This is a genomic window from Shigella sp. FC1661, from assembly GCF_001712525.1.
Classification (GTDB): domain Bacteria; phylum Pseudomonadota; class Gammaproteobacteria; order Enterobacterales; family Enterobacteriaceae; genus Escherichia; species Escherichia coli.
In genome coordinates this window covers 1-11,886 of the sequence record NZ_MDGW01000030.1, presented here as the reverse complement: position 1 = coordinate 11,886, position 11,886 = coordinate 1, and the positions used below count along the sequence as shown (strand labels likewise).

Genomic DNA, 11,886 nt, shown 5'->3' with positions numbered 1-11,886 from the left:
GGCGCACGTCTTCGGTGAACGCACTCTGGCCACACTGGAGCGTCTTCTGAGCCTGCTGTCGGCCTTTGAGGTCGTGGTATGGATGACGGATGGCTGGCCGCTGTATGAATCACGCCTGAAGGGAAAGCTGCACGTTATCAGCAAGCGTTACACTCAGCGCATTGAGCGACATAATCTGAATCTGAGACAACATCTGGCAAGGCTGGGACGGAAGTCACTGTCGTTCTCAAAATCGGTGGAGCTGCATGACAAGGTCATCGGGCATTATCTGAATATAAAACACTATCAGTAAGTTGGAGTCATTACCGTGTACTCGGTAATGGCGAACTGGGGCGCTAACCATGGGGTTCTGACCATCGGCCACGTTGGCGCTGACTTTATCACTCTCGCCTCCATGCTGCGTATCCCGGTATGTATGCACAACGTTGAAGAGACCAAAGTGTATCGTCCTTCTGCCTGGGCTGCGCACGGCATGGATATTGAAGTATTGCAGGAGCGATTATGAAACAAGAAGTTATCCTGGTACTCGACTGTGGCGCGACCAATGTCAGGGCCATCGCGGTTAATCGGCAGGGAAAAATTGTTGCCCGCGCCTCAACGCCTAATGCCAGCGATATCGCGATGGAAAACAACACCTGGCACCAGTGGTCTTTAGACGCCATTTTGCAACGCTTTGCTGATTGCTGTCGGCAAATCAATAGTGAACTGACTGAATGCCACATCCGCGGTATCGCCGTCACCACCTTTGGTGTGGATGGCGCTCTGGTAGATAAGCAAGGTAATCTGCTCTATCCGATCATTAGCTGGAAATGTCCGCGAACAGCAGCGGTTATGGACAATATTGAACAGTTGATCTCCGCACAGCGGTTGCAGGCTATTTCTGGCGTCGGAGCCTTTAGTTTCAATACGTTATATAAGTTGGTGTGGTTGAAAGAAAATCATCCACAACTGCTGGAACGCGCGCACGCCTGGTTCTTTATTTCGTCGCTGATTAACCACCGTTTAACCGGCGAATTCACTACTGATATCACGATGGCCGGAACCAGCCAGATGCTGGATATCCAGCAACGCGATTTCAGTCCGCAAATTTTACAAGCCACTGGTATTCCACGCCGACTCTTCCCTCGTCTGGTGGAAGCGGGTGAACAGATTGGTACGCTACAGAACAGCGCCGCAGCAATGCTCGGCTTACCCGTTGGCATACCGGTGATTTCCGCAGGTCACGATACCCAGTTCGCCCTTTTTGGCGCTGGTGCCGACCAAAATGAACCCGTGCTCTCTTCCGGTACATGGGAAATTTTAATGGTCCGTAGCGCCTAGGTTGATACTTCGCTGTTAAGTCAGTACGCCGGTTCCACCTGCGAACTGGATAGCCAGGCAGGGTTGTATAACCTAGGTATGCAATGGCTGGCATCCGGCGTGCTGGAATGGGTGAGAAAACTGTTCTGGACGGCTGAAACACCCTGGCAAATGTTGATTGAAGAAGCTCGTCTGATCGCGCCTAGCGCGGATGGCGTAAAAATGCAGTGTGATTTATTGTCGTGTCAGAACGCTGGCTGGCAAGGAGTGACGCTTAATACCACGCGGGGGCATTTCTATCGCGCGGCGCTGGAAGGGTTAACTGCGCAATTACAGCGCAATCTACAGATGCTGGAAAAAATCGGGCACTTTAAGGCCTCTGAATTATTGTTAGTCGGTGGAGGAAGTCGCAACACATTGTGGAATCAGATTAAAGCCAATATGCTTGATATTCCGGTAAAAGTTCTCGACGACGCCGAAACGACCGTCGCAGGAGCTGCGCTGTTCGGTTGGTATGGCGTAGGGGAATTTAACAGCCCTGAAGAAGCCCGCGCATAGATTCATTATCAGTACCGTTATTTCTACCCGCAAACTGAACCTGAATTTATAGAGGAAGTGTGAAATGCTGAAAACAATTTCGCCGTTAATTTCTCCCGAACTATTGAAAGTGCTGGCAGAGATGGGACATGGAGATGAAATTATTTTTTCCGATGCTCACTTTCCCGCCCATTCGATGGGACCGCAGGTGATCCGCGCTGATGGCCTGTTGGTGAGCGACTTGCTCCAGGCGATTATCCCGTTATTTGAACTGGACAGTTATGCACCGCCGCTGGTGATGATGGCGGCGGTAGAAGGTGACACTCTCGATCCTGAAGTAGAACGACGTTACCGTAATGCGCTTTCACTACAAGCCCCGTGTCCTGACATCATCCGCATCAATCGTTTTGCGTTTTATGAACGGGCGCAAAAAGCCTTTGCGATCGTTATCACAGGCGAACGAGCGAAGTACGGGAATATTCTTTTAAAAAAAGGGGTAACACCGTAATCTCATACCGGTACGCCCGCATGACGCGGGCGGTTATCGAATGATGGGGTGAAAAATATGAAAGCGGCACGCCAGCAAGCGATAGTCGACCTGCTGCTGAACCATACCAGCCTGACCACGGAAGCTCTCTCTGAACAGCTAAAGGTCAGTAAAGAAACCATTCCGATCTCAATGAATTACAGACGCAGGGTAAAATTCTGCGCAATCATGGACGCGCTAAATATATCCACCGTCAAAATCAAGACAGTGGCGATCCCTTTCACATCAGGCTGAAAAGCCATTATGCGCATAAAGCAGATATCGCGCGCGAGGCGCTCGCGTGGATTGAAGAAGGGATGGTGATAGCCTTAGACGCCAGTTCAACTTGCTGGTATCTGGCACGCCAGTTGCCTGACATCAACATTCAGGTCTTCACCAATAGCCATCCGATTTGCCATGAACTCGGTAAACGCGAACGCATTCAACTGATCAGTTCCGGCGGCACACTTGAGCGCAAATATGGCTGTTACGTCAATCCCTCGCTGATTTCCCAACTTAAATCGCTGGAAATCGATCTGTTTATTTTTTCTTGTGAAGGGATCGATAGCAGCGGCGCACTGTGGGACTCCAATGCGATCAACGCTGATTACAAATCGATGCTATTAAAACGTGCCGCGCAATCGTTGTTATTGATTGATAAAAGTAAATTTAATCGTTCAGGGGAAGCCCGCATCGGGCATCTGGATGAGGTAACGCACATTATTTCTGATGAGCGCCAGGTTGCAACTTCTTTGGTAACAGCCTGACGGAAAGGGTAGCAGGCCGAAGACGACGCCCCGGCCTTGCCTGTTATCGCTCGTCGCGACGACCACCCACCGCAGCCCAGATGCGGCGGACGTGCACCGTCACTTCTTCGCGATCGTGATACAACTGCCGCGCCTGAATCTGAGCATTTATGCCATGTTCATCAAGCTGTGCCTGAATATACGCCAGATTGTGTGATACTTCTTCGTAGCGTTTTTTCATCGGCAGTTTGAGATTGAAAATGGTTTCACGGCACCAGCCATTAACCAGCCACTGCGCCATCAATGCCGCAACTTTAGCCGGTTTTTCAACCATATCGCATACCATCCAGGAGATATTGCTGCGTGTCGGACGGAATTTGAAACCGTCTTCCCGCAGCCACGTCACCTGCCCGGTATCCATCAGACTTTGCGCCATCGGGCCGTTGTCGACGGAATAAACCCACATGTTGCGCTTCACCAGTTGGTAGGTCCAGCCGCCAGGGCAAGCGCCTAAATCCACCGCCCACATCCCGTTCGCCAGGCGTTCATCCCACTCATCCGCAGGAATAAACACATGAAATGCCTCTTCCAGTTTGAGCGTGGAACGACTCGGCGCCTCTGCCGGAAATTTCAGGCGCGGAATGCCCATATAGAACGGCGAATTATTGTTGCTGTATGAGTAACCGGTATAGCAGCAGCCTGGTGCAATAAAGAATACATGCACAACCGGACGCTTCGGCGTTTCATAGTTCGCCAGCACCCCGGCATCGCGCAAGGCAGCGCGTAGCGGAACAGTAAATTTACGGCAGAATTTCAGCAACTCTTTGCTTTCGTTGGTATCGGCAACTTCAACACGCAGTTCTCCGCCCTTCTCTACTACGCCCTGTAACATGCCGACAATGGGGGTAATACGATCTTCTGGCGGCAAATGCTGCAGGAGTTCCCCCACCACAAACCACTGGCGGGCAAAAATTAATGAACTGAACGGCAGCTCACGGATTAACTTATCGCCATCATCAGGTTGATAACATTCATAAATGACATAACCCGCATTCTCTTTCACGCGGGCAAAACCGAAAATTTCCCGCTGGCCGGCTTTATCGGTAATTTCTGCGGCGCACTCTTTTTCAAAGCCCGGACGGCACAGCAATACAACCTTATTCATGACTTACGCCCTTGCGCTTTAAACGGATAGCACCAACTAACATTAACGCCCAGCCCGCGAGGAAGCTCACGCCGCCAACCGGAGTGACAAACGCCCACAAACGCAGATGGGACAGCGCCAGGCAATAAAGGCTGCCGCTGAACAACACCGTGCCTAACGCGAGGAAAACGCTACTCCAGTAAAACCAGATACTGATGCGACGCTGCATTGCCACCGCCAGACCTAAGATCGCCAGCGTATGAAACGCCTGGTATTCGAGGCCGGTCTGGATCCAGCCCATCTCAACGGCCCCCATGGTTTTACTTAACACATGCGCGCCAAAAGCGCCCAGAGCCACAAAAATGAAGCCGCTAATGGCGGCGAAAATCAGCATAAAACGGCTGGTCATGGTCGTACCCTACGTAAATTATTGTTCATAACGAAAGCGGAATTTTTCTTGTTCAGCAGCGGCTTTCGCCAGGATCCATTGGCGAAAGGCGGCTATTTTACCCAGTTCTGCCTGGCTGTCATGACAAACCAGATAAAAAGCGTTTTTACTGACCAGAACATCATTAAACGGGCAAACAAGACGTCCGGCCTCGATTTCAGATTGCGCCATCACGTTATTTGCCAGCGCCACTCCCTGCCCGTGGATAGCCGCTTGCAGCACCATGGCGCTATGGCTAAAAATTGGCCCTTGCTGAACGTTGATATGATTTAACCCCAACTGTCGGGTATATGTCTGCCAGTCACGGCGCGAAGCATCATGTAATAACGTATGTTTAGCCAGATCTTCCGGTGTCTTCAAGGGTTTTTCGCCAGTCAGCAGTAGCGGCGAACACACCGGCAATAAATATTCGGCGTACAGTTTTTCCACCCGTAGCCCCGGCCAGTTGCCCCGACCATAAAATATCGCCACATCAACATCATCCGCCAGCTTATCTTCCTGACGATCAACCGCCTGGATTCGAACGTCAATTCCCGGATAAGCTGAATTAAAGCTGGAAAGTCGCGGAACCAACCAATGAATGGCGAAACTGGGGAGTAAACTGACCGTCAACGCCCCCTTGGCGCTACGGGCCTGGAGTTTACGCGTCGCTTCGGTTAATTGCGAAAATATCTCTTTGATATCGAGGAAATAGCTTTGCCCTTCCTCGGTCAGCAGGAGTGAACGATTACGGCGGCGGAACAGTTTTAGCCCCAAAAAATCCTCAAGAGACTTGATTTGATGACTTACTGCGGCCTGGGTCACAAAAAGCTCTTCTGCTGCGCGAGTGAAACTTAAATGGCGTGCTGCGGCATCAAAAACTCGTAAGGCATTTAGCGGTGGTAATCGTTTAGACATGGCTATTAAACTTTGATGTTAAATGAATTTAACAATTAGATCACACTATGTAACCTATTAGTTTTTTTAATCTGAGCCATTATAAATTGTCCGTTGAGCTTCTACCAGCAAATACCTATAGTGGCGGCACTTCCTGAGCCGGAACGAAAAGTTTTATCGGAATGCGTGTTCTGGTGAACTTTTGGCTTACGGTTGTGATGTTGTGTTGTTGTGTTTGCAATTGGTCTGCGATTCAGACCATGGTAGCAAAGCTACCTTTTTTCACTTCCTGTACATTTACCCTGTCTGTCCATAGTGATTAATGTAGCACCGCCTAATTGCGGTGCTTTTTTTTACCTTGCGATCGCGAATTACTGATCCAGTTCGACCATCTCTTTCACGTCAGTACGGTTGATCTGCTGTTTGTTGCCATTAGCGTCTTTATACGAAATCATACCGGTATCGTTATCAGTCTGTGGTTTGCCGTCAGAGACGATGGTACGTCCGTCATTGGTGTGCATCACATAGTTCGAACCGGAACAGGCGCTCAGGGCAAAAGTCAGCATACAGGCAGAAATAATTGCGGCAGTCTTTTTCATCATCTTCTCCTTAAAGCGATTAATAAATCTTAATAGTATTGATTAACAGGCTAAAATTAACGCCTAACACTATTCAGCATATGTTACTTACGCGGCTTCGCCAGGATATCCAGATAATTCTGATGGTTAGCACTCTCCTTGTATCAAAGTGAATTTTGCGTCACGATCGGTGCATCAAGCCGAGGAGTACCATGAACGTTTTTAATCCCGCGCAGTTTCGCGCCCAGTTTCCCGCACTACAGGATGCGGGCGTCTATCTCGACAGCGCCGCGACCGCGCTTAAACCTGAAGCCGTGGTTGAAGCCACTCGACAGTTTTACAGCCTGAGCGCCGGAAACGTCCATCGCAGCCAGTTTGCCGAAGCCCAACGCCTGACCGCGCGTTATGAAGCTGCACGAGAGAAAGTGGCGCAATTACTGAATGCACCGGATGATAAAACTATCGTCTGGACGCGCGGCACCACTGAATCCATCAACATGGTGGCACAATGCTATGCGCGTCCGCGTCTGCAACCGGGCGATGAGATTATTGTCAGCGTGGCAGAACACCACGCCAACCTCGTCCCCTGGCTGATGGTCGCCCAACAAACTGGAGCCAAAGTGGTGAAATTGCCGCTTAATGCGCAGCGACTGCCGGATGTCGATTTGTTGCCAGAACTGATTACTCCCCGTAGTCGGATTCTGGCGTTGAGTCAGATGTCGAACGTTACTGGCGGTTGCCCGGATCTGGCGCGAGCGATTACCTTTGCTCATTCAGCAGGGATGGTGGTGATGGTTGATGGTGCTCAGGGGGCGGTGCATTTCCCCGCGGATGTTCAGCAACTGGATATCGATTTCTATGCTTTCTCTGGTCACAAACTGTATGGCCCGACGGGTATCGGCGTGCTGTATGGCAAATCAGAACTGCTGGAAGCGATGTCGCCCTGGCTGGGTGGCGGCAAAATGATTCACGAAGTGAGTTTTGACGGCTTCACGACTCAATCTGCGCCGTGGAAACTGGAAGCAGGAACGCCAAATGTGGCTGGTGTCATAGGATTAAGCGCGGCGCTGGAATGGCTGGCAGATTACGATATCAACCAGGCCGAAAACTGGAGCCATAGCTTAGCAACGCTGGCGGAAGATGCGCTGGCGAAACGTCCAGGCTTTCGTTCATTCCGCTGCCAGGATTCCAGCCTGCTGGCCTTTGATTTTGCTGGCGTTCATCACAGCGATATGGTGACGCTACTGGCGGAGTACGGTATTGCCTTGCGGGCCGGGCAACATTGCGCTCAGCCGCTACTGGCAGAATTAGGCGTAACCGGCACACTGCGCGCCTCTTTTGCGCCATATAATACAAAGAGTGATGTGGATGCGCTGGTGAATGCCGTTGACCGCGCGCTGGAATTATTGGTGGATTAATGACAAACCCGCAATTCGCCGGACATCCGTTCGGCACAACCGTAACCGCAGAAACGTTACGCAATACCTTCGCACCGTTGACGCAATGGGAAGATAAATATCGCCAGTTGATCATGCTGGGGAAACAGCTTCCGGCTTTGCCAGACGAGTTAAAAGCGCAGGCTAAAGAGATTGCCGGATGCGAAAACCGCGTCTGGCTGGGATATACCGTGGCTGAAAACGGTAAAATGCACTTCTTTGGCGACAGCGAAGGGCGCATTGTGCGCGGCCTGTTGGCGGTGTTGTTGACTGCCGTTGAGGGGAAAACCGCCGCCGAATTACAGGCACAGTCGCCGCTGGCATTGTTTGATGAGCTGGGATTGCGTGGGCAGCTTAGCGCCTCACGCAGCCAGGGGTTGAATGCGTTAAGCGAGGCAATTATCGCTGCGGCGAAGCAGGTTTAAGCACAGAACCAGGTCGGATAAGACGTTCGCGTCGCATCCGACCTGATTGTTTAACCCTGACGCGCTGCTTTCGCCATCATCTTCTTCAGCGCATGAGAAACCGCAACAAACCCAAAGGTGGCGGTCACCATCGTTGCCGCGCCAAATCCAGATGCACAATCCATCCGCTTCGGCCCTTCTGCCGTGGCTTTCATCGCACACACCGTACCGTCTGACTGCGGGTACACCAGCGCTTCAGTAGAAAACACGCAATCCACGCCGAGCTTACCTATACTGTTTTTCACTACGCCAAAATCGCTTTTCAGGCGCTCGCGCAACTTCGCCGCCAGCGGGTCCTGAATCGTTTTCGCCAGATCGGTAACCTGAATCTGCGTCGGGTCAATCTGCCCACCCGCGCCACCGGTCGTGACCAGCGGGATTTTATTGCGCCGACAATAAGCAATCAGCGCCGCTTTGGGTCGTACACTATCAATGGCATCAATCACGTACGAATAACCGGCACTCATATATTGCGCTACGTTATCCGGCGTCACGAAATCATCCACCACCGTTACACGGCACTCCGGGTTAATCTGGCGAATGCGCTCCGCCATGACTTCCGCTTTTGCCAGCCCGACGTTATCGCGCAGAGCGTGAATTTGCCGATTGGTATTGGTGACGCACACATCATCCATATCGATAAGCGTGATTGCGCCAATCCCCGTGCGCGCCAGCGCTTCCGCCGCCCAGGAACCGACACCACCGATACCAACCACACAAATATGCGCGTCAGCAAACAGTTGCAACGCTTTTTCACCATACAGACGCGCTGTGCCACCAAAACGCTGACGCCATGCATCACTAATTACCACAGACATAGCACCTCAGAATTAAAAAGGGTGAGGTTATCCCTCACCCTGTCGTATCCGTAAAAACGGTATACAGAATAACACATCAGCCGCTAAAGACGTTACCTGCGCCCGGGGCGGTTTTCAGCACCCAGACACGTCCATAGTGGTTGTACCAACCTGCGCGATGTCCGGCTTCCGGCCCGATCCCTTGATAGATATCGAAGTGTTGGCCTTTGATTGCGCCACCGACATCCAGCGCCACCATCAGACGCAATTCGTACTGACCGTTAAATTTGCCGTTATTATCCAGCAGCGGCACTTCTGCCAGCAAGGTAGTACCTGGCGGAATAATTGAACGATCGGAGGCAACAGAAGCACGGCCAACCAGCGGCACCGCACTTGCCCCTTTCACCGGTGCAAAAGATTGCGGTTTAAAGAAGACGAAAGACGGGTTCTGTTCCAGCAGCTCGCGAACCTCGGCTTCACTGTGTGTTTCGCCCCAATGACGAATCGCCTGCATCGACATATCTTCTTTTTTCACTTCGCCACGGTCGATCAGCACCTTACCAATGCTGCGATAGGCATGACCGTTTTTCCCTGCATAGCTGAAAAAGTTAAGCGGACTGCCATCACCAAAGTCGATATACCCACTACCCTGCACATCCATAATGAAGTTATCCATCAGAGAGTTGCTGTAAGCGAGGATGTATTTATCGCCCAATGCCCCCGCGTAGATCTCCGCACGAGACGGCAGACGACCACGTTTTGGCGGCATACGGTAAATAGGATACTGGAACTCGCCCTGGCGGGTATGGCGCGCCTGAATTACCGGCGTGTAATAGCCTGTAAACTGCACGTTACCATAGTTGTCGGCACCTTCCATCTGCCAGGCATCAATGCCGAACTGGCGCATATTGCGGGTATCACCACCTGCGCGCAGCCACTCTTGCACCGCGTTATAAACATTACTCTGGTTGCCATACAGACGCGGTGACGAATTACGGATATGGTTAATTTGCTCGGCAAAATCACCGGCGTTAATCGGCGCGCCAACGGCATCTGGCTGGTTCACCAGAGAGAAAGGCTGGGTAAATTTCCCGTCTTTATATTGCTGTCCGCGATCGGTTGATTTGGAAGAGCAGGCGGCAAGCATTGCCACAACCGTGCCCATAAGAAGGTACTTTACCCAACGTCCTTTCATTGTTCTCTTCTTCAGGTTAAAAAATAAGGCGCAACGAAGATAACAAACCGCCGCGTTTAATGAAATGAGCAGCCTCTCCCTGACGCAAATTTTGCACAAAAAATAGGCTTTAGTGGTTTGTTTTTGTTCAAAATCATGCTAAATCCGTGATCGGGGTAAAAAAAAGGTTGCATGAAAACGCGAGCGGAGTATAGTGCGCATCCACGGACGCGGGGTGGAGCAGCCTGGTAGCTCGTCGGGCTCATAACCCGAAGGTCGTCGGTTCAAATCCGGCCCCCGCAACCAATACTTAGAATGCTGATAAACCGCAATGTGTTCCACAAATTGCGGTTTTTTTGTATTTAAAAACTTCGTTCGCTGAACTCACAACACGTTTTTTATCTCCCTTCCTGCGAAGTAATCAATTATCGACTGGGCAACGTGTGTACCGGTTTGCTGGTATGACTCAACGGTGGCGGCCGCAATATGCGGCGTTGTAATGATATTTTTGGCATGTAGCAGTGGGCTAAATTGCGCCAACGGTTCAGAGCTAAACACATCCAGCGCCGCAAACACATTTCGTTCTTCAATCACCTGTAGTAAAGCGCCCTCATCCAGCAACTTTCCCCTTGCGGCATTGATGATTAGAGCACCATTGCGCATCATCGACAAATATTTATGACTAATGAAGTTCTCCAGCTCAGGAGAAAAAGGCAAAAGAACAATGATGACATGCGACTGCATAAAGATATCTTCAATTGATACAAACTGAACTCCAACTTTGTCAGCAACCTGATAATCGGGTTGTTTGTCATAAGCTAAAAGCTCAACATCAAAACCGGATAACCTTTTTGCCAGGGTTTTACCTATATTGCCGTAGCCAACCATGCCAATCCGTTTGCCTTGTAATTCATAGCCATGCGACTCACCCCAGTAGCCATTTTGCATCGCATGATAGCTGCCGGGAATATTTCTCATGCTCGCGAAGATAAGTCCAATGATAAATTCCGCGACAGCATTTGAATTAATCCCAACCGCATTATTGACTACAATACCGGATTGTTGTGCTGCACGAAGATCAATATTATCTATCCCCGTCCTGAATCTCGATATTATTTTCACACCAGGCAGCAATGATAGCGTGTCCGCCTGATAACAATCTTTTCCGGCGATGACCGCGCAAATAGATTCTCGTAATGCAGTGGATTCTGATTTAAGCAGATGCTCCACATTATTCTTAATAATAAGATTAAAATTATTCTCTCTTAGCAACTTGCTGGCGGAAACACAGCGTGCTGAAAAGCTGGGGACGGTGACCAGAACATTTTTCATAGCTGACACTCACTTCAATGAACGCCACCCCAAAAGATGGCGTGACCGGTTACTGTATTTATACTTTGAAATTATGAATTTGCTTTAATGCCGAGTGCACCTCCTGGATGATATAAGCCGAAATCAGCACGAGTAAATTTTTTCAATTCAGAGAGTGCAAGCGCCACCGCATCACCAACAACCAGAACAACAGTAGACGAGCATGACGGTGCTAAACCTAAAGGTAATGACTCCAACTTACTGATAGTGTTTTATGTTCAGATAATGCCCGATGACCTTGTCATGCAGCTCCACCGATTTTGAGAACGACAGTGACTTCCGTCCCAGCCTTGCCAGATGTTGTCTCAGATTCAGATTATGTCGCTCAATGCGCTGAGTGTAACGCTTGCTGATAACGTGCAGCTTTCCCTTCAGGCGTGATTCATACAGCGGCCAGCCATCCGTCATCCATACCACGACCTCAAAGGCCGACAGCAGGCTCAGAAGACGCTCCAGTGTGGCCAGAGTGCGTTCACCGAAGACGTGCGCC

The 11,886-nt window shown here is 50.5% G+C and carries 10 protein-coding genes, 1 tRNA gene and 5 pseudogenes; 8 read left to right on the top strand and 8 right to left on the bottom strand.

The features are described 5' to 3' along the window. From BFF42_RS02520 to fucR, 5 genes and pseudogenes are all read left to right on the top strand, one after another. Window positions 1–292 (top strand): annotated as a pseudogene (locus BFF42_RS02520) (IS1-like element IS1X2 family transposase); the annotation flags it as partial. A gap of 15 nt (window positions 293–307) precedes the next feature. After that, window positions 308–505, top strand: a pseudogene (locus tag BFF42_RS02515) (hypothetical protein); the annotation flags it as partial. Next, window positions 502–1,920 (top strand): annotated as a pseudogene (fucK, locus tag BFF42_RS02510) (L-fuculokinase). The pseudogenes BFF42_RS02515 and fucK, both read left to right, overlap by 4 nt. A 1-nt stretch (window position 1,921) precedes the next feature. Then, window positions 1,922–2,344: an L-fucose mutarotase gene (gene fucU / locus BFF42_RS02505; protein WP_000920840.1), complete on the top strand. Its 423-nt coding sequence runs from the start codon at window positions 1,922–1,924 to the stop codon at window positions 2,342–2,344. Between the two features lie 57 nt (window positions 2,345–2,401). Then, window positions 2,402–3,129 (top strand): annotated as a pseudogene (gene fucR, locus BFF42_RS02500) (L-fucose operon activator). Window positions 3,130–3,172: 43 nt separating this feature from the next. Here the strand turns inward: fucR and rlmM are convergent. From rlmM to BFF42_RS02480, 4 genes are all read right to left on the bottom strand, one after another. Continuing rightward, window positions 3,173–4,273 carry a 23S rRNA (cytidine(2498)-2'-O)-methyltransferase RlmM gene (gene rlmM / locus BFF42_RS02495; RefSeq protein ID WP_001045525.1) on the bottom strand — a complete coding sequence of 367 codons (1,101 nt, stop codon included), beginning with the start codon at window positions 4,271–4,273 and terminating at the stop codon, window positions 3,173–3,175. Beyond that, window positions 4,266–4,661 carry a DUF423 domain-containing protein gene (locus BFF42_RS02490; RefSeq protein ID WP_000203905.1) on the bottom strand — a complete coding sequence of 132 codons (396 nt, stop codon included), beginning with the start codon at window positions 4,659–4,661 and terminating at the stop codon, window positions 4,266–4,268. Before BFF42_RS02490 ends, rlmM begins: the two co-directional genes overlap by 8 nt. 18 nt (window positions 4,662–4,679) lie before the next feature. Continuing rightward, window positions 4,680–5,597 carry a glycine cleavage system transcriptional regulator GcvA gene (gene gcvA, locus BFF42_RS02485; RefSeq protein ID WP_000044401.1) on the bottom strand — a complete coding sequence of 306 codons (918 nt, stop codon included), beginning with the start codon at window positions 5,595–5,597 and terminating at the stop codon, window positions 4,680–4,682. Between the two features lie 350 nt (window positions 5,598–5,947). Next, window positions 5,948–6,175 carry a YgdI/YgdR family lipoprotein gene (locus tag BFF42_RS02480; protein ID WP_000750398.1) on the bottom strand — a complete coding sequence of 76 codons (228 nt, stop codon included), beginning with the start codon at window positions 6,173–6,175 and terminating at the stop codon, window positions 5,948–5,950. Window positions 6,176–6,366: 191 nt separating this feature from the next. Here BFF42_RS02480 and csdA point away from each other — a divergent pair, with 191 nt between their 5' ends. Together csdA and csdE are read left to right on the top strand one after the other, a co-directional pair. Continuing rightward, window positions 6,367–7,572: a cysteine desulfurase CsdA gene (gene csdA / locus BFF42_RS02475; protein ID WP_004985928.1), complete on the top strand. Its 1,206-nt coding sequence runs from the start codon at window positions 6,367–6,369 to the stop codon at window positions 7,570–7,572. Then, complete coding sequence (csdE, locus tag BFF42_RS02470) at window positions 7,572–8,015, top strand: cysteine desulfurase sulfur acceptor subunit CsdE (RefSeq protein ID WP_000184264.1); 444 nt, start codon at window positions 7,572–7,574, stop codon at window positions 8,013–8,015. The genes csdA and csdE overlap by 1 nt, the downstream gene beginning before the upstream one ends. A gap of 50 nt (window positions 8,016–8,065) precedes the next feature. Here csdE and tcdA read toward each other — a convergent pair whose 3' ends face one another. Beyond that, a complete protein-coding gene (gene tcdA, locus BFF42_RS02465) occupies window positions 8,066–8,872 on the bottom strand; it encodes a tRNA cyclic N6-threonylcarbamoyladenosine(37) synthase TcdA (RefSeq protein ID WP_000117723.1) in 807 nt (268 codons plus the stop codon). 76 nt (window positions 8,873–8,948) lie between these two features. Then, entirely contained in the window at window positions 8,949–10,046 is a 1,098-nt protein-coding gene (gene mltA, locus BFF42_RS02460; RefSeq protein ID WP_000678655.1) for a murein transglycosylase A, read from the bottom strand. Between the two features lie 208 nt (window positions 10,047–10,254). Here mltA and BFF42_RS02455 point away from each other — a divergent pair. Then, window positions 10,255–10,331, top strand: a tRNA-Met gene (locus tag BFF42_RS02455). Window positions 10,332–10,409: 78 nt separating this feature from the next. Here BFF42_RS02455 and BFF42_RS02450 read toward each other — a convergent pair. Both BFF42_RS02450 and BFF42_RS02440 read right to left on the bottom strand, forming a co-directional pair. After that, window positions 10,410–11,357 (bottom strand): phosphoglycerate dehydrogenase, encoded by a 948-nt coding sequence (locus BFF42_RS02450; RefSeq protein WP_024258640.1) that lies wholly within the window; start codon window positions 11,355–11,357, stop codon window positions 10,410–10,412. A gap of 237 nt (window positions 11,358–11,594) precedes the next feature. After that, window positions 11,595–11,886, bottom strand: a pseudogene (locus tag BFF42_RS02440) (IS1-like element IS1X2 family transposase); the annotation flags it as partial.